General features: G+C 72.3%; 12 protein-coding genes and 1 pseudogene. 7 read left to right on the forward strand and 6 right to left on the reverse strand.

The window, feature by feature from the left end:
- Positions 1-408: 408 nt before the first annotated feature.
- From ACZ5WC_RS20040 to ACZ5WC_RS20055, 4 genes and pseudogenes are all read left to right on the forward strand, one after another.
- A complete protein-coding gene (locus tag ACZ5WC_RS20040; protein ID WP_468542061.1) occupies positions 409-1,251 on the forward strand; it encodes an NADase-type glycan-binding domain-containing protein in 843 nt (280 codons plus the stop codon).
- A 401-nt stretch (positions 1,252-1,652) separates the two neighbouring features.
- On the forward strand, positions 1,653-2,597 hold the full coding sequence (locus ACZ5WC_RS20045) for a terpene synthase family protein (protein WP_468542062.1): 945 nt from the start codon (positions 1,653-1,655) through the stop codon (positions 2,595-2,597).
- Between the two features lie 151 nt (positions 2,598-2,748).
- Positions 2,749-2,916: pseudogene (locus tag ACZ5WC_RS20050) on the forward strand (N-acetylmuramoyl-L-alanine amidase); the annotation flags it as partial.
- A gap of 65 nt (positions 2,917-2,981) precedes the next feature.
- Positions 2,982-4,460: a carboxylesterase/lipase family protein gene (locus tag ACZ5WC_RS20055; RefSeq protein ID WP_468542063.1), complete on the forward strand. Its 1,479-nt coding sequence runs from the start codon at positions 2,982-2,984 to the stop codon at positions 4,458-4,460.
- Positions 4,461-4,522: 62 nt separating this feature from the next.
- Here the strand turns inward: ACZ5WC_RS20055 and ACZ5WC_RS20060 are convergent, their stop codons facing one another.
- From ACZ5WC_RS20060 to ACZ5WC_RS20085, 6 genes are all read right to left on the reverse strand, one after another.
- Positions 4,523-5,572 carry a CopD family protein gene (locus ACZ5WC_RS20060; protein ID WP_468542064.1) on the reverse strand — a complete coding sequence of 350 codons (1,050 nt, stop codon included), beginning with the start codon at positions 5,570-5,572 and terminating at the stop codon, positions 4,523-4,525.
- A 172-nt stretch (positions 5,573-5,744) separates the two neighbouring features.
- Positions 5,745-6,536 carry a polysaccharide deacetylase family protein gene (locus tag ACZ5WC_RS20065; protein ID WP_468542065.1) on the reverse strand — a complete coding sequence of 264 codons (792 nt, stop codon included), beginning with the start codon at positions 6,534-6,536 and terminating at the stop codon, positions 5,745-5,747.
- 467 nt (positions 6,537-7,003) lie between these two features.
- Complete coding sequence (locus ACZ5WC_RS20070; RefSeq protein WP_468542066.1) at positions 7,004-7,519, reverse strand: ATP-binding protein; 516 nt, start codon at positions 7,517-7,519, stop codon at positions 7,004-7,006.
- Positions 7,520-7,770: 251 nt separating this feature from the next.
- Positions 7,771-8,538, reverse strand: coding sequence for an enoyl-CoA hydratase/isomerase family protein (locus tag ACZ5WC_RS20075; RefSeq protein WP_468542067.1), 768 nt, complete (start codon positions 8,536-8,538; stop codon positions 7,771-7,773).
- Positions 8,539-8,635: 97 nt separating this feature from the next.
- On the reverse strand, positions 8,636-9,880 hold the full coding sequence (locus ACZ5WC_RS20080) for a L,D-transpeptidase (RefSeq protein ID WP_468542068.1): 1,245 nt from the start codon (positions 9,878-9,880) through the stop codon (positions 8,636-8,638).
- Positions 9,881-10,091: 211 nt separating this feature from the next.
- Positions 10,092-11,333: a L,D-transpeptidase gene (locus tag ACZ5WC_RS20085; protein WP_468542069.1), complete on the reverse strand. Its 1,242-nt coding sequence runs from the start codon at positions 11,331-11,333 to the stop codon at positions 10,092-10,094.
- A gap of 155 nt (positions 11,334-11,488) precedes the next feature.
- Here ACZ5WC_RS20085 and glgX point away from each other — a divergent pair, with 155 nt between their 5' ends.
- The 3 genes from glgX to ACZ5WC_RS20100 all read left to right on the forward strand — a co-directional run bounded on the left by glgX (position 11,489) and on the right by ACZ5WC_RS20100 (position 17,758).
- Complete coding sequence (glgX, locus tag ACZ5WC_RS20090) at positions 11,489-13,756, forward strand: glycogen debranching protein GlgX (RefSeq protein WP_468542070.1); 2,268 nt, start codon at positions 11,489-11,491, stop codon at positions 13,754-13,756.
- A gap of 199 nt (positions 13,757-13,955) precedes the next feature.
- Entirely contained in the window at positions 13,956-15,881 is a 1,926-nt protein-coding gene (locus ACZ5WC_RS20095) for an ABC transporter ATP-binding protein (RefSeq protein ID WP_468542071.1), read from the forward strand.
- The gene (locus ACZ5WC_RS20100) at positions 15,878-17,758 is read left to right on the forward strand and encodes an ABC transporter ATP-binding protein (protein WP_468542072.1); all 1,881 of its coding nucleotides are present in this window, start codon (positions 15,878-15,880) and stop codon (positions 17,756-17,758) included. The genes ACZ5WC_RS20095 and ACZ5WC_RS20100 overlap by 4 nt, the downstream gene beginning before the upstream one ends.
- The last annotated feature ends 199 nt before the right edge of the window (positions 17,759-17,957 follow it).

Genomic DNA, 17,957 nt, shown 5'->3' on the forward strand with positions numbered 1-17,957 from the left:
GCTTCGGCACTCCGCGTGCCGGAGCCGGAGCCGGAGCCGGAGCCTGAATCTGAACCTGCCGAGCGTTCGTCGGCGACGCCCGCACCGCCAGTCCCTGTTGCGCCCCCGTCCCCGGCCGGTTCCGCCCCCACGGGCGCGGAGCGACGCGAGCCGTCGGCGCAGCCCACCACGTCCGCGCGCCCCGCCACCACGGCGCAACCCGCCGCCTCCTCGCGACCCGCCGCCTCGGCGTGCCCCGAGCCGACGGCTCCCCCCGAGCCAACAGCGCAGCCCGTTCCCGCGCGCCCCGAACACACCCCGACACCACCCCGCCCCGCCATCGCACCTCCGGCGGGGCCGACTCCCGTACGCCCCGGGCCTCCCGCGCCCCCCACACCTTCCGGGCAGCCCGCGCCCGTACGCCCCGGGGTGCCGCTGTCCGCAGCCGCGCCCCGGCCGTCGGCGTCGGAGGCGCGGGCGGCGGCGGACGAACCCATCGGGGCGGTGCAGCCCGCGAAGCCCGTCGCGCGGCGGCCCGTCGTACGGCCGGTGGCGGCGGACGAGGCGCCCGACGGGCCGCCGTGTCCGGCCTGCGGCACCCCCAACCTGCCGGGGCGGCAGTTCTGCCGGCGTTGCGCCGCCCCGTTGCGGGTCCGTGAGCAGCCCGACGCCCTGCCGTGGTGGCGCACGGTGTGGCCGTTCCGCCGCCGGGTGCGGGGCGGGTCCGGTGGCCGGGGTCTGCGGCGGCTCCTGCTGGTGACGGTGCTGGTCGGGCTGTTGTTCGCGGGCTTCATGCTGGTGCCGTACGGGCGCTATCTCTTCGAGGACGTACGGGACAAGCTCGGCGGCACCGCGGAGATCAGCCCCTCCGCGGTGAGCGCGAGCGCGGCGGCGCCCGGTCATCCGGCGAGCGCGGCCATCGACGGGCTGACCAACAAGTACTGGGGTGCGCCCGCGCTGGGCGACTCGCTGACGTGCTCCTTCGACAAGCCGTTCCGGCTGGTCGGCGTCGTCGTGCACACCGGGGTCTCCAAGGAGCCGCAGGAGTTCCGCCGGGGTGCGCGGCCCATCGGGGCGGACCTGCTCGTCACCACGGCGGACGGCACGGTCCACGAGAAGGCCGTGACGCTCAACGACAAGCCCGGGCAGCAGACGATACGGATGGGCATCAGCGATGTCGTCTCCGTCCGGCTGGTCCTGCGGGACGCGGCGGGGCAGGGCGCGGGCCGGCCGATCGCGGTCGGCGAGGTCGAGTTCTTCCAGCGCACCTGACACCGGCATCGTGCAGCCACCCGCCACCGCCACCCGCTGCCTACTGCCTACTGCCTACTGCCTACTGCCTACTGCCCACCAACCACCCCGGGAATCACGAACAGTCCCAGAGGTTCATCAACTGCTCAGAGATGCCCACAGATGTTCAGAGACTTCAAGATGATCATGCACTTTCGGTCACAAACGGCTTCCCTCCAGCCCTCAACAGGGGGTTGACTATGTCTCACGCATGGTGACGCGATCGCCCCCACCGGCCGCCGACCCTGCTCCGGGGCCCCGGCCCCGCCAAATGCGCCGTTCGCTTCGTCCGTCCGCATCCATTCGACGAGGGGCAGCAAATGAGCCAGATCACGTTACCGGCGTTTCACATGCCGTTCCAGAGTGCAGGGTGCAATCCGGGCTTGGCCGAAACCCGGCAGGCCGCCTGGGAATGGGCCGAATCCGAAGGGCTGAATCTGTCCGTGCCCGCCCGTCGGAAGATGATCCGCACCCGGCCCGAACTGTGGATATCCCTCATCTTCCCGAAGGCCTCGCAGGAGCATCTCGATCTTTTCTGCCAGTGGCTGTTCTGGGCCTTCCTGGTGGACGACGAGTTCGACGACGGCCCCGCCGGGCGCGACCCGTTGATGTGCGAGGCGGCAATCACCCGGCTGGTGGACGTCTTCGACGGAGCCGCGCCGCGCGGGCCGATGGAGCGGGCCCTCGCCGGGCTGCGGGACCGGACCTGCCGGGACCGTTCGCCGCAGTGGAACCGGCAGTTCCGGCGGGACACCGCCGCCTGGCTGTGGACGTACTACGCCGAGGCGGTGGAACGCGCCGCCGGCCAGGTGCCGAGCCGGGCGGAATTCACCAAACACCGGCGGGATTCCGTGGCCATGCAGCCGTTCCTGGATCTGCATGAGATCACCGCCGGAATCGATCTCCCGGATTCTGCCCGCAGCCTCCCCGCGTATATCGCCCTGCGGAACGCGGTGACCGATCACTCGGGGCTCTGCAACGACATCTGCTCGTTCGAGAAGGAGGCGGCACTCGGATACGAGCACAATGCCGTACGGCTCATTCAGCGCGACCGGGGATCGACCCTCCAGGAAGCCATCGACGAGGCCGGGGTTCAACTGGCCCGGATAGCCGAGCGGGTACACCGCGCGGAAAAGGAACTGCTGGAGGAAATCGACGCGGCGGGCATCACAGGACCCACCCGGGCGGCCCTGGAACGCTGCGTCCAGGACTACCGGGGACTCGTGCGGGGTGACTTCGACTACCACGCGCGCGCCGAGCGCTACACCCGCCCGGACCTGGTGGAACGCGACGAACGGGAGTCCCTGTCCCAGTACTTCGCCGCCTGACCGGCCCGCCCTGGGCCGGGGAGCGGGCGCTCCCCGGCCCAGGGCGCGAGACACCGAGATCCGGTCCGATCGCATGGAAGGCTCGCTCGCAAGCGTGTCCCAGGGGCGCCCCGCCGGCCTCACCGTCGCCCCGGTGTCCGGCACCCGGTGATCCTCCACCAGCAGCGCCAAGAACGCCCGCCTGACCTGGACCTTCCTCGGCCGGTCAGCCGCCTGGGTGGTGTCGCGGGCCGCCACTTCGGGGCAGGCATACGTCTACGCCGACGGCGAGAAGGGCCGCCCGACCCTCACCACGGACGGGCTGGTCTATCTGAAGTAGGCGTACACGAGGAGGCCCAAGCGCCACCGCACCGCGAGAGGGGTCGGCACGTGACGGACGTACGGGTGACGAACGTGCGAGTGAAGAACGTGCGGGTGAGGACCGTGCACGGCACCGTGCGCGGTGCGGTGGAGAAGGGGGTCGCGGTCTTCCGGGGCATCCCGTACGCGGCTGCGCCGGTGGGTGCCCGGAGGTTCCGCGCGCCCGAGCCGCCGGAGCCGTGGACGGGAGTGCGGGAGGCCCTCGCGTACGGGCCGACGGCCCCCAAACGGCCCTACGCCCCGCCGCTGGACCGGCTGCTTCCGGACCCGGCGGTGCCGGGCGAGGAGTGGCTCAACCTCAACGTGTGGACGCCCTCGCCGAAGCCGGGCGCCACAGGGCTTCCCGTCCTCGTGTGGATCCACGGCGGTTCGCTGCTGCACGGCTCGTCCGCGGTGCCGGTGTACGACGGGTCCGCGTTCGCCCGGGACGGGGTGGTGCTGGTCTCCGTCAACTACCGCCTGGGTGTGGAGGGCTTCGGGGTGTTCCCGGACGCGCCCGCCAACCGGGGGCTGCTGGACCAGCTGGCCGCCCTGGAGTGGGTGCGGGACAACATCGCGGCGTTCGGCGGCGACCCGGACCGGGTGACGGTGGCCGGGGAGTCGGCGGGGGCGGTGAGCATCGCGGCCCTGCTGGCCACGGACCGGGCGGCAGGGCTGTTCCGGCGGGCGGTGCTCCAGAGCGGGGCACCCGCAGCCCTGCCCCCCGAGGCCGCAGGCGGGACGACCGAGCTGATCGCCAAGCGGCTCGGGGTGCCCGCGACGGCCGCCGCCTTCGCCGCCGTGGCCCCGGACGCCCTGCTGACCGCGCAGACCGAGGTGACCAGCGGCGGCAACCCGCTGACCGGCCGCACCTCCTTCCAGCTCGTGGTGGACGGCGAGCTGCTGACCCGGAACCCGGCCGACGCGCTGCGTACCGGCACGGCGGCCGGGATCGACCTGCTGATGGGGGCGAACACCGAGGAGTACCGCCTCTGGTTCGTCCCCGGCGGCCTGACCGAACGGATCAGCCGCCTGAAGCTCCGTCTCGCCCTGTTGAAGTTCAGGGTCCCGAGCGCCACCGCCCGCACCTACCGGGGCAACCGCCCCGACGCCACGCCGGGCGAGATCCTCGGTGCCCTCGCCACGGACCTGCTGCTGCGGGTGCCCCTGAACCGGCTGGCCGACGCCCGGACGGACGCGCCGGGGTCCACGTACGTCTACGAGTTCGGCTGGCCCTCCCCCGTACAGCGGCTCGGCGCCTGTCACGCGCTGGAGCTCGGCTTCGTCTTCGACACGCTCGCCCACCCCGACACGGCCGCCCTGACCGGCCCGGACGCCCCGCAGGAGCTGGCGGACGCGATGCACCGGGCATGGGTGGCCTTCGCGGCGACGGGTGACCCGGGCTGGCCGTCCTGGGACGCGTCCCGGCCGGTGCGGTTCTTCGGTCCGGGAGCCCCGGCTCTCGTCCTGGCCCCGCGCGACGACGAGTTGCGGGGCTGGGAGCCGTACCGGAAACGGTCCTAGGTCCTGTCGTCAAACTGCCGTCGTCGCCCGTAGCGCGGCAGACGGTAGTTTGACGACAGGGCCTAGGGCCTCGTCGAGATCCAGTGCGGGTCGGGGGCGACGGTGAGGACCGCCGAGATGACCACGACCGCGCCCAGCACGGCCTGTTCGCGGCGGGCGAGGCGGTGCGCGACCGAGGGGTCGGTGTCGCGGAGCATGCGCCGCCGGGCCGCCACCGCCAGCGCGCTGACCACGGCCATCAGCATCAGCTTGAGCAGCAGGGTGCGCCCGTAGGCGGAGGTGAACACCACGTCCAGCGGGAGTCGGCGCAGGGCGGAGGCGGTGCCGGTGGCGGCGAGGGCGACGTACAGCCAGATCGCCAGGCGCGCGTACCGGCCGAGCAGCGCGCGGGCGGCGACGGGCGTGCCCCGCCAGAGCCACATGGTGCGCAGGACGTACAGCAGTCCGCCGGTCCACAGCGAGGCGGCGGTCAGGTGGACGACGGTGAGGGCGGCGCCGATCTCGGGGCTGTACGCCTCCGGGTGCGCGCGCAGGGCCTCCGCGCCGATCACGACGGCGAGCGGGGCCAGGGCGAGGGCCGGGCGGCGGGTCCGGGCGCAGAGCGCGGCGAGGGCCAGGCCGTTGGCGATCAGGAGGAGCAGTCCGCCCTCGCGGGTGCCGTAGGTCTCGGTGATCCCGAGGTCGCTGACGGCGGCGAGCTGGGCGATCTGCCCGGCCGCGGCGGCGGCCCCGGCGAACGAGGCGTACACCGCCCAGCTCCGCACGGCGGTACGGGGGCGGCCGCGGACCGGCCGGATGAGCTGCGGGGCGAGGAGTTCGCCCAGGTGGAGGGCGAGGGCTGTGAAGAGGACGGTGCGGAGCACAGTGGTGAGCCCCGCGCCGGGTATGCGCAGCTCGCCCGTTCCCCGCGCCATGAGCCCTGGGCCGAACAGGGCTATGAGCAGCGCCAGGACACCGGCGGCGCACAGCAGGACCGGGGTCGTCGACCGGCGTCCGGGCGCACCGTCGGCGGACGCGTCGGGCCGCGCGGACGGCACGCCGGTGGCCGCCGCGACAGGGGGTATGCCGGGGCCGGTCGGCGCGGCCGGGTCGGCAGGGGGGCCGGAGAACATCACGGCCCGATCCTCGCCGGTGGACAAAGACACAGCAAGCCGCGCATGCCACGCAGGTCGCCCGACCGGGCCATCGTGCTCCTGTGCGCGACGGTCGACGGGTCGGCCGCGCGGCAGGCAGCGGGTCAGCCACACGGGTGTCGACGGGTCAGCCGCACGAGGTGTCGGCGGGTCAGCTCATCAGTTCCGTGGCGGTCACCGCGTGCAGTCCGCGGCGGCCGATCTCCGCGAGGAGCAGGGGCAGCGCGGCGACGGTGACCGGGCGGCCGAGGCTCATCCCGACCACCGATCCGTTCCGCAGCTCGCCCGCGACCTTTCGGGTGACGGCGGCGACCCCGGTGGCCGCGTGGTCGAGCGACTCCACGTCGCAGGCCAGGACATGGGGATAGCCCGCCCGCCGGGCGAGGCGCTGGACGCGCGGGGAGGCGTACGGGGTGGGCGAGGGGCGGAACCAGGTGCCGATGGAGCCGGTGAGGCGGCGCAGCCGCCGGGCGCACGCGGTGATCTCCTCGTACGCCGCGCGCTCGTCCAGGGCCGCGAGGTCGAGGTGGTGCTCGGTGTGGTTGCCGATCTCGTGGCCGCCGTCGAGGATGCGGCGGGCCATGCCGGGATGCTCGGCGAGCCAGCTGCCGACGGCGAGGACCGTGACGCGGGCGCCGGCCCGTTCGATCCGGGCGAGTGCGGTGCGGGCCAGCTCCGGGTCGCCCCGCCCGTCGAAGGTGAGGGCGACGCGGGGCCGGTTGCGGGGGCCGTGGACGATCTGAACGGGCAGCCCGGGGAAGCGGCGCGGGGCGGCGGGGGCGGGAGGCGGCTCGTACCGGGGTGAGGAGGCGGGCTTGCCGGCGGCACCGGACGCCCCGCCGCCGCCACCCGCGCAGCCCGCCGTGAGGGCGGCGGCCGCGAACAGCCCGGCCCCGGCGCCCAGCGCGTCGCGGCGGCGCACCGGCGCCCTGTGTCCGTCCATGCCCGACCACCTCGCGTTCCACGGAGTTTCCCGGGACACAGTAGAGGCGGAAGGGCGAAATATAACGATTGACCGATTACCTGAATGATCTATGAATCATTCATGAGTCACCATAGGAATGCATGGAATGCCAGGCGAGTGACCGAGCACACCTGCGATTCATGTTCTAAATGACCGATTAGGACGAGAATCGCCCGAGAAGCCACTTTGGCACCGGGGTCACCCGTCTGCCATAGTCGGTGCCACGACCCCCATTGACCCGGGCCCAGGTCGTCATAAGCGGCCGTGAACACACCCCCCCATTTCACGGCCCCCCCCACAGAAGCCCCCGCAGCGCCGCACCACGGCCGACCGGGGGCTTCTGCGTGCCGGGAGCCACTGCACGCCGGGCGCTTCTGCGCACGGGGGGGCTTCCGCACACCGGGGCTTCCACGCACGAGGTCCGCCCGGCGAGGCTGCCGCGACGGTCAGCGGTCGGAGATCCGCATCTCGAACCAGGTGGTCTTGCCGCGCGGCAGCAGGTCCACTCCCCACCGGTCGGAGAGCTTGTCGACGAGGAAGAGGCCCCGGCCGCTGATGTCCATCTCGCGCACCGGCATCAGACACGGCAGCCCGCGCGAGGGGTCACGCACCTCGACACGGATCCAGCCACGGCGGCGCACCATGCGTAACCCGAAGACGCGGGCCCCGGTGTGCCGCACCGCGTTGCCGACGAGTTCGGAGACGAGCAGCACCGCGTACTCGGCGGTCTGCGGCGAGAGCGCCCACTGCCGGAGCACCACGCAGGAGGTGAGCCGCCGCGCCGTCGCCGCCGACTCCGGGCGCGACGGCAGCCGCACTTCTCCCTCGGTCGGATTTCCGAACAACTCCAGCGCTTTGAACGCCTGTTCGTCATCCGTGCTCGACGTCCAGCGTGCCGCTGTCGCGCTGCTGCGCGGTCGCGGCTGATCCACACCCTCCAGGCCCGCCATGTCCACCATCATGGCCGCACACATCGGCGTCCGGGGCCGTTCCGGAGGAATCCGCCCCCCGGAACGAATCATTCCGCAGGAGGCTTTTGACATATGCCTCTGGCAGGACAGCACTTCGAAGAGCCCCGGTGAGCTGGGGCGATGCCCCGCACTACGAGGGTTGCCACGCCGAGGGGGGCGCCGGGCCTTAAGGTTGCCTTAAGGCCCGGATAATCCGCTCGCACGGATGAACCCCCGCAACGACCCCCCGTTCCGACCAACGGTCAGCGGAAGGTGGCCTTGCCCGGCCCCTCCTCGACGAAGCTGCGCATGCCCCGCTCGCGGTCCTCGGTCGCGAAGAGTCCGGCGAACCAGTTCCGTTCGATGGTGAGCCCGGTGTCGAGGTCCGTCTCCAGTCCGGCGTCCACCGACTCCTTGGCCGCGCGCAGCGCCAGCGCGGGCCCCTTCGCCAGCTGGGCGGCCCAGGCGTGCGCCTGCTCGTACACCTCGGCGGCGGGCACCACCCGGTCCACCAGACCGAGCGTCAGGGCCTCCTCCGCCCTGACCATGCGGCCGGTGAAGATGAGGTCCTTGGCCCGGGAAGGACCGATCAGCCGGGCGAGGCGCTGGGTGCCGCCCGCACCCGGGATCAGTCCGAGGAGGATCTCCGGCTGGCCCAGCTTGGCGTTGTCCGCGGCGATCCGGAAGTCGGCGCAGAGCGCCAGTTCGCAGCCGCCGCCGAGCGCGTATCCGGTGACGGCGGCGACGACCGGCTTGGGGATGCGGGCGACGGCGGTGAACGCGTCCTGGAGGCCCTTGGACCGCAGCACCATCGCCGTGTGGTCCATCGCCTGCATCTCCTTGATGTCCGCGCCCGCCGCGAACACCTTCTCGCCGCCGTAGAGGATCACGGTGCGCACGTCATCGCGCCGGGTGGCCTCCTCGGCCAGCTCCCGCAGCCGGTCCTGGACCGCCACGTCCAGAGCGTTCATCGGCGGCCGGTCCAGCCGGATCGTGCCGACGTTGTCACGTACTTCGAGGCTCACAGTCATGGAGGCAGGTTAACCAGTGCTAACGCGGGCGGGCCCGGTGCCGTTGGTCACAGCACCGGGCCCGCTCACGCGCACGAGGCGTGGGGTGGAGGAAGGACTACTTCTTCCACTCCTCCCAGTCCATGTTCCAGCCGTTGAGGCCGTTGTCCGGCTGGATCTGCTTGTCCTGGGAGTTCTTCACGACGACCACGTCACCGATCATCGACCTGTTGTAGAACCAGGCCGCCGGGGTCTGGTTGTCGTAGCCGCCGCGCACATCACGCAGACCCACACAGCCGTGGCTGGTGTTGGTGTTGCCGAAGATGGACGAGGCGCCCCAGTAGTTGCCGTGCAGGAAGGTGCCCGAGGTGGACAGGCGCATCGCGTGCGGCACGTCCTTGATGTCGTACTCGCCGCCGAAGCCGACGGTGTCGCCGTTCATCCGGGTCACCTTCAGCTTCTCGCTGATGACCATCTGCCCGTTGTACGTGGTCGTCGCCGGGGCGCCCGCGGAGATCGGGATGTCCTTGATCTCCTTGCCGTCGCGGACGACCTTCATCCGCTTCGTGCTCGCGTCGACGGTGGAGACCTGGCTGCGGCCGATGGTGAACTTCACGGTCTTGGCCTGCTTGCCGTAGACGCCCGGCCGGCCCTCGACGCCGTCGAGGTTGAGCTCGACGGTCACCTTGGTGCCCGCCGCCCAGTACTTCTCCGGCCGGAAGTCGAGGCGGTCGTTGCCGAACCAGTGGCCCTCGATCTCGACGGCCGGCTCGGCCGTCACCTTGATGCCCTTCTCCACCGCGTCCGGGTCGGTGATGCCCCGGGTGAAGTTGATGGAGACCGGCATGCCGACGCCGACGGTGGAACCGTCCTCCGGCGTGTAGTGCCCGATGAAGGTGTTCGCCGGAACCAGCGTGGTGAAGGTGGTGTCCTTCGCCGACTCACGGCCCTTGGCGTCCTTGGCGACCGCGTGCACCGTGTACTTGGTGGAGGCGGCGAGGTGCCGCTCGGGCGTCCAGCTCGCGCCGTCGGCCGCGATCGTGCCTTCGACCTCGTTGCCCTCGGGGTCGGCGACCTTCACCGTGGTCAGCTTGCCCTGCGCGGCGCTGATCTTCAGCGCGCCGCTGGTCGCCACGGAATCCGCGCCGTCCTTCGGCGCGATGGTCACCACCGCCTGCGAGGCGCTCGTGTCCTCGGTCTTCGTCCCGCCGGCCGGCGTCTTCCTCTCGTCCGCGCCGGCACCTCCGCCGCACGCCGTCACCAGCAACAGCAGTGCTCCCAGAACCAGGGCCCACAGCCCCGGTCCGCCGCGCCGCTTCCCGCTCGCCCCGGCCGATGCCCCCGATATCGGCTGCCCGTTCACTGTGGTCGTCTCCCCTCGCACGGCCTGGCCCCGCCATGGCCCGCACCCCCGCGCGCTGCATATGCGCACCGCCGCAAGATAATCACATCGCGAGCGGGGTGGACTCCCCCGGAATGTCACCGTTCGGTCCCAAGTCGTCCGGGGAGCTGTGCGAGTGGCGCGGGGTGCCGGGGCGGGCCCGGGGCAGCCGGGGCCGAGAGGCCGGGGAGTCTCACCGCAGCGCGGAACCGGCCTTCCACTTCTTCCAGCCCATGTTCCAGCCACCGAGCCCGTTGTCCGGTGCGACCTTCTTGTCCTTCGAGTTGACCACCTCGACGACATCGCCGATGAGGGTCCGGTCGAAGAACCAGCCGCCCGGGGTGGCACCGCTGCCGCCCTTCGCGTCCCGCAGCCCGATGCAGCCGTGGCTGACGTTCTCCTCACCGAAGACGTCCTCGTCGGCCCAGTAGTTCCCGTGCAGGAAGGTGCCGGACGTGGTGAGCCGGATCGCGTGCGGAACGTCCTTGATGTCGTACTCGCCCTTGCCCTCCTTGTCCGTGAAGCCGACGGTCGCCCCGTTCATCCGGGTCACCTCGTGCATCTCGGTGACCACCATCTTCCCGTTGTACGTGGTCGTCTCCGGGGCCCCCGCGGTGATCGGGACCGTGCTGAGCAGCTCCCCGTCCCGGCGGACCTCCATGGTCTTGGCCTCGGCGTCGACCCGGGAGACCTGGGAGCGGCCGACCGTGAAGACGACCGTCTTGTCCTGGCTGCCGTAGACCCCCGGGGCGCCCTCGACATCCCGCAGCCCGATGTCGACGGTGACCTCGGTGCCGGGTTTCCAGTACGCCTTCGGCCGGAAGTCCAGCCGGTCCTTTCCGAACCAGTGGCCCGCGACCTCCACCGCCGGATCGGACGTCACCCGGATGGCCTTCTCCACCGCCGCCCGGTCGGCGATCGGCCGGTTGAAGGAGAAGGAGACGATCATGCCGGTGCCGACGGTGGACCGGTTCTCCGGTTTGAAGTAGCCGATGAAGCGGTGTCCGGGGACCAGCGTGGTGAACGTGGCGTGCCGGGCCGAGCGGCGGCCCGCACCGTCCACGGCGACCGCGTCGATGCTGTACTTCGCGGCGAGGGCGAGCCGGGCCACCCGGGGTTCCGGCGCCCAGGAGCGCCCGTCCTCGGCGATGCGCCCGGCCACCGTCTGCTGCTGCGCGTCCTCGATCCGCATCACCTTCACGCTCTCCAGCCGCCCGTCGGGGACCTTCACCGCGATCCGGGTCTCCTCGTCGACATCCTTCGCGCCGTCCTCGGGGAAGATGCTGATCGCGTCGCCGGGTGACCGCGCCTTGCCGTTGAGCAGGGCCTCCCGGGTGTCGGTGCAGCCGGTCAGGAGGGCCAGCACGGTCAGCAGTCCTGCCCACGTCAGCACGGCGGCCGAGCCGGGCCGTGCGCTCTTCGCTGTGTGGTTCACGCTCCCCCAACGACCAGGGCCGGTCGGGGGAAACGTGAGTGCGGGGCCGCTGGTGGGCAGAACAGAGGGGAGGACTACCCCGAAGGGCCCGCGCGGCCGGGACGCCGCGCGCCTCTTCTCCGGTGCCCGTCCTACGAGCCGCGGGAGGCTACACGGTGTCGAGCGCAGCCGAGCAGGAGGCAGTACAGGATCCGGATCCGGTGGCCGCCGTCCGCGCGGAGGTCGTGGAGGCCCACCGCACCGAGCGCGCCGATGCCCTGCGGGCCGGGGCTCCGGCGCCCGCCGTGTGGCCCGGGGCTCCGATGCCGCTGGGGGCCCGCTTCCGGGTCGGCCCCGACGGGGTGGCGGGGACGAACTTCGCGCTGTGGGCGGGCGGGGCCGAGGCGGTCGAGGTGTGTCTGTTCGACGGGCGGGGCGTCGAGACCCGCTGTCCGCTGACCGAGCTGACCCACGAGATCTGGCACGGCTTCGTGCCGGGGGTGCGGCCCGGTCAGCGTTACGGCTACCGGGTGCACGGCCGCTGGGACCCGTGGACGGGCGCCCGCTGGAACGCGGCCAAGCTGCTGCTGGACCCGTACGCCCGTGCCGTCGACGGGACCTTCAGCCTGCCGCCCGAGGTCTACGGGCATGTCCGGGACTGGCCCCAGCAGCATGTCGCGGACACCGTGCGCGACGACCGGGACTCGGCTCCGTACGTCCCCAAGGGTGTGGTCGTCCACGATGACGACGACTGGGTGGAGGACCGCCGCCCGAAGACCCCGTGGGCCGACTCGGTCATCTACGAGCTGCACGTACGCGGCTTCACCAAGCGCCACCCGGACATCCCGCCCGAGCTGCGCGGCACCTACGCCGGGCTCGCGCACCCGGCCGCGATCGAGCATCTGACCCGGCTCGGCGTGACGGCGGTGGAGCTGCTTCCGGTCCACCAGTTCGCCCACGAGGACCATCTGCTGCGGCGCGGGCTGCGCAACTACTGGGGCTACAACTCCATCGGCTACTTCGCCCCGCACGCCGACTACTCCGCCTCCGGCACGGCCGGTCAGCAGGTCGGCGAGTTCAAGCGGATGGTGCACGCCCTGCACAGTGCCGGGATCGAGGTGATCCTCGACGTCGTCTACAACCACACCGCGGAGGCCGGCGAGCTCGGCCCGATGCTGTCGCTGCGCGGCATCGACAACCGCGGCTACTACCGCCTCCAGAACGATCCGCGCCGCTACGCCGACTACACCGGTTGCGGCAACACGCTCCACGTCGTGCAGCCGCAGGTGCTGCGGCTCATCACCGACTCGCTGCGCTACTGGGTCACCGAGATGGGCGTGGACGGCTTCCGCTTCGACCTGGCGGCGGCGCTGGCCCGCTCGATGCACGACGTCGACATGCTCTCCCCCTTCCTCGCGGTGATCGCCCAGGACCCGGTACTGCGCCGGGTCAAGCTGATCGCCGAGCCGTGGGACGTCGGCAACGGCGGCTACCAGGTGGGCGCCTTCCCGCCCCTGTGGACCGAGTGGAACGACCGCTACCGCGACGCCGTACGGGACTTCTGGCGCGGTGCGCTCCCCGACGTACGGGACATCGGCTACCGGCTGACCGGCTCCAGCGACCTGTACGCCTGGGGCGGCCGCCGCCCGTACGCCTCGGTCAACTTCATCACCGCGCACGACGGCTTCACCCTGCGCGACCTGGTCAGCTACGAGCACAAGCACAACGAGGCCAACGGCGAGGGCAACCGGGACGGGACGAACGACAACCGGGCGTGGAACTGCGGGGCCGAGGGCGAGAGCGACGATCCGGAGATCAACGCGCTGCGCCGCCGCCAGCTCCGCAACCTGCTGACCACTCTGCTGCTGTCCACCGGGGTGCCGATGCTCACGGCGGGCGACGAGATGGGCCGGACGCAGGGCGGCAACAACAACGCCTACTGCCAGGACAACGAGACCGGCTGGCTGGACTGGTCGCTGCTCGACCATCCGGAGTGGCGGGAGCTGACCGCGCTGACGGCCCGGGTGCTGAAGCTGCGCCAGACCCATCCGGTGCTGCGGCGGCGGGCGTTCTTCTCCGGGCGGGCGCAGGCCCCGGACGGGCTGCGGGACCTGGCGTGGTTCGCGCGGGACGGCCGGGAGATGACGGAGGGCGACTGGTATGCCCCCGCCGCCACGCTCGGGCTCTACCTCTCGGGCCGGGACATCCCCGGGCGGGACGCGCGCGGGGAGCCGGTCACCGACGACAGCTTCCTGGCGGTGCTGCACGCGGGCGCGGAGCCGACGCCCTTCGCACTGCCGGGAGCCCCGTGGGCCGACCGCTACGAACTGGTGCTGGACACCTCGCGGGAGGAGCAGGCGGAGTCCCCGGGCACGGTCCTGAACGGCGGTACGGAGCTGAGCGTCCCGGCCCGTTCGGTGCTGCTGCTGCGCGTGACGGGGTGATCGGGAAAAGGCTTCGTCGAGGCTGGTCCCGGTGATGCGCAGTCGGCGGGCGGGGGCGGGCAGTATCCGCCGTCACGCTCGATGTGACATCAGCCGATCGGTCGACCAGGGGGCACGGCCTCCGGGCTCGCCCCCTGTGAGCGCCGGGACCGGAAAAGCACAGGACCGATGTCACTGGTGAAACGTAGTGTCGGCCCTGATGCCCGAAAAGCCTGCAGAGCACACGGAACGGTCCGCCGTGCGCTCCCTCCTGCGCCTGTGGCCCTATGTCCGACCCGTGCGGGTACGCCTGTTCACCGCCGCTTTCGTGGCGATCCTGGCGTCCTGCCTGGGGCTGGTGATCCCGCTGGTCCTGAAGTGGATGGTGGACGGTCCTGTGGCCGACCGCGATCCGGGCGGGGTGTGGCTGGGGGCGCTGTATCTGCTGCTGCTCGGCATCGCGGAGGCGCTGCTGTTCGGGTTCCGGCGGTGGCTCGTGGCACGTCCGCTGGCCGCGGTCGAGGCGTCGATGCGGGCGGATCTCTTCCGGCATCTGCAACGGCTGCCGGTCGCCTTCCACGACCGCTGGGCCTCGGGGCAGTTGCTGTCGCGCGGGACCACGGACCTGATGCTGCTGCGGATGTTCCTGGCGTTCCCGCTGACCTTCCTGCTCGTCAACGCGACGACGATCCTGGTCGGCTTCGTCCTGCTGTTCGCCCAGGACTGGACGCTGGGCCTGGTGCTGCTGGCGCCCGCCGTGCCGCTGATGATCCTGTGCTCGCTGTTCGAGACGAAGTACTCGGTGGTCGCGCGCCGCGCCCAGGACCAGGTCGGCGACCTCACCACGGTCGTCGAGGAGAGCGTGCTCGGCATCCGCATCGTCAAGGGCTTCGGCCGCCATCGCAGCCAGGCGCGCGCGTTCCGGGCGCTGTCGCATCGGCTGCGCACCACGGAGCTGGGCAAGGCGCGACTGCTCGCCGGGATCTGGGCGCTGATCACCGCCATCCCGGAGCTGGCGATCGGGGCGGCGCTGGTGCTCGGCACGATCCAGGTGGCGGACGGCTCGCTGTCGGCGGGCACGCTGGTGGCGTTCCTCTCGACGGCGCTCGCGCTGCGCTGGCCGGTGGAGTCGATCGGCTTCCTGCTGGCGATGAGCCAGGAGTCGGCGACCGCGACGGACCGGTACTTCGAGGTGATGGACGTGGCGGAGGAGCCCGGGGCCGTCGCCGCCCGGGACGACGCACGGCCGGCCGCCCCCGGGCTGGTCTTCGAGGGCGTCGAGTTCCGCTACCCGGACGCGGACCCGGAGTCCCCGCCCGTGCTCGCCCGGATCGATCTCCAGGTGCGGCCCGGCGAGACGATGGCCCTGGTGGGCGGTACGGGCTCCGGCAAGACGACGCTCACCGCGCTGGTGCCCCGGCTGTACGAGGTGACCGGCGGGCGGATCACCCTGGACGGCGAGGACATCGCCACGATGGAGCGCTCGCGGCTGCGGGAGCTGGTGTCGGTGGCCTTCGAGGAGCCGACGCTGTTCTCCGCGACGGTCGGCGAGAACGTCCGGATGGGCGCGGCCGACGCGGACGAGGAGCAGGTGCGCCGGGCGCTCTCGGTGGCGCAGGCGGACTTCGTGCACAGCCTGCCGCTGGGCCTGGACACGGAGGTCGGCGAGCAGGGCCTGAGCCTCTCCGGCGGCCAGCGCCAGCGCCTCGCCCTGGCTCGCGCGGTGGTCGGCGAGCCACGCTTCCTGGTCCTGGACGACCCGCTCTCCGCGCTGGACGTGCACACGGAGACGCTGGTGGAGGCGGCGCTGCGGCGCGTCCTGGAGCGGACGACCGCGGTGGTCGTGGCGCACCGCCCGTCCACGGTGATGCTGGCGGACCGGGTGGCGTTGCTGTCCGGGGGCCGGATAGCAGCGGTCGGCACCCATCAGGAGCTGCTGCGCGGCAACACGGAGTACGCCTGGCTGATGTCGGGCGCGGAACCGGGCGGCGCGGGGGGCATCGCGGGCCGGGGCGAGGACACCCGGCCCGCCGGTGCGGCCCGGGCCCGGCGTCCGCGCGGGCCCGCACCTGGTCAGCGTGCCCCCGCAGAACCGGGGAGCGCCCCCGCCCAGCAGGTTCCCGCCGAGGAGGGCAGTGCCCGATGACGACGACCACCGACGACGCTTCCCTCCCCGCGGCCGGGGACGACGGCCCGCCGAAGAGCCCGGCCGCGCCCGTACGGCAGCGCGCCGACGACCCGTTCGACCAGGACGACCTGCCCTCGCCACCCGGTGCGACCCGGTCGCTGCTGTTCTCGCTGCTGGCCCCGATGCGCGGCCGGGTCGCGGTGGCGGCTCTGCTGCTGGTGGTCCAGCAGGCGGCGATGCAGGCGGGCCCGCTGCTGGTGGCGTACGCGATCGACAGCGGGGTTCCGGCGTTCCGGGACCACGACTACGGTCCGCTGGTCGCGGTCGCGGTCGGCTACGCGCTCTGCTCGGTCGCCGCGGGCGTGCTCCAGTACGGCTTCATCCGGGCCGCCGCCCGGATCAACCAGGACGTACTGCTCGATCTGCGCGGCCAGATCTTCCGGCACGCGCAGGCGCTGAGCGTCGACTTCCACGAGCGCTACACCTCGGGCCGGATCATCTCGCGCTCCACCACGGACGTGGAGTCGCTGCGGGAGCTGCTGAGCGAGGGCCTCCAGGAACTGATCGGCGTGGTCCTCTCGTTCGTGTCGATCACGCTGGTGCTGCTCTGGCTGGACCTGGGGACCGGCGCGATCGCCGCGCTCTCCTTCGTACCGCTGTATCTGATGGTCCGGCTGTACCGGCGGCGGGCGTCCGTCGCGTTCGCGGCGCGGTCGACGGCGATCGCGGCGGTGATCGTGAAGTTCGCGGAGACGATGAACGGCATCCGCCCGGTCCAGGCGTTCCGCCGTGAGCGGAGCAACGACACCGCGTTCACGGCGCTGAACTCCCGCCACGAGCGGGCGAACGGCGACGCGATCCTGGAGCTGGCCCGCTATGTCGTGGGCTCCCGGCTGATCGCGAACACCGCGGTGGCGGGCATGGTGCTGTGGGGCGCCTACCGGGTGGCCGAGGGGACGCTGGCGCTCGGGGTGCTGGCGGCGGCCGTGCTGTATCTGCGCCGGCTGTACGACCCGATCGACCGGCTCGGGATGTTCCTCAACTCCTACGAGTCGGCGGCCGCTTCGCTGACGAAGATCGCCGGCCTGCTGGCCCAGGCGCCAACGGTCCCCGAGGCGGGCGACCCGAAGGAGCTGCCGCCCCGCTCCGGCGAACACCCGGGCCGTGACGTGACGTTCGACCGGGTGCGGTTCGCCTACCGTACGGGCGGCGAGGTGCTGCCCGCCTTCGACCTGCACATCCCGGCGGGCCGTACGGTGGCGGTCGTCGGCTCCACCGGCGCGGGCAAGTCGACGCTCGCCAAGCTGCTGGCCCGCTTCTACGACCCGACCGAGGGCCGGGTCCTGCTGGACGGTGTGGACCTGCGCGACCTGGACACGGCGGGGCTGCGCCGGGGTGTGGTCATGGTGACGCAGGAGGCGTTCCTGTTCTCCGGGACGGTCGCGGAGAACATCGCGATCGGCCGCCCGGACGCCACCCGCGAGGAGATCGAGCAGGCCGCGAAGGCGATCGGCGCGCACGACTTCATCACCGCCCTGCCCGACGGCTACGACACCGACGTACGCAAGCGGGGCGGGCGGATCTCGGCGGGCCAGCGGCAGCTGGTGGCCTTCGCCCGCGCCCTGCTGGCGAACCCGGCGGTACTGATCCTGGACGAGGCGACCAGCTCCCTGGACATCCCCGGCGAGCGGGCGGTGCAGCGGGCCATGGACACGGTGCTGCACGGCCGCACGGCGGTGGTGATCGCCCACCGGCTCTCCACGGTGGAGATCGCGGACCGGGTGCTGGTGATGGAGCGCGGCCGGATCGTGGAGGACGGCACTCCCGCCGAACTGATCGGCGGGACGGGGCGGTTCGCGGGTCTGCACCGGACGTGGAAGGACAGCCTGGTCTGACCTGACTGACCTGACCTGACCTGAACCGACCTGACCCGACCGGATACCGGCTCGGCGCCGCCGACTGCGGTACCACGCCGGGGCAGCGGCGTGCGGGGGCTTCGCGGTGCCGCCGCCGGCCCGGCGCGCCGCCGGACCGCCCGTCACTCCGCAGCGGGCCACCCCCGCCGCGCACCCGCCGGACGCGACCGCCCGGGAC

This window comes from Streptomyces sp. NPDC033165, assembly GCF_055577965.1.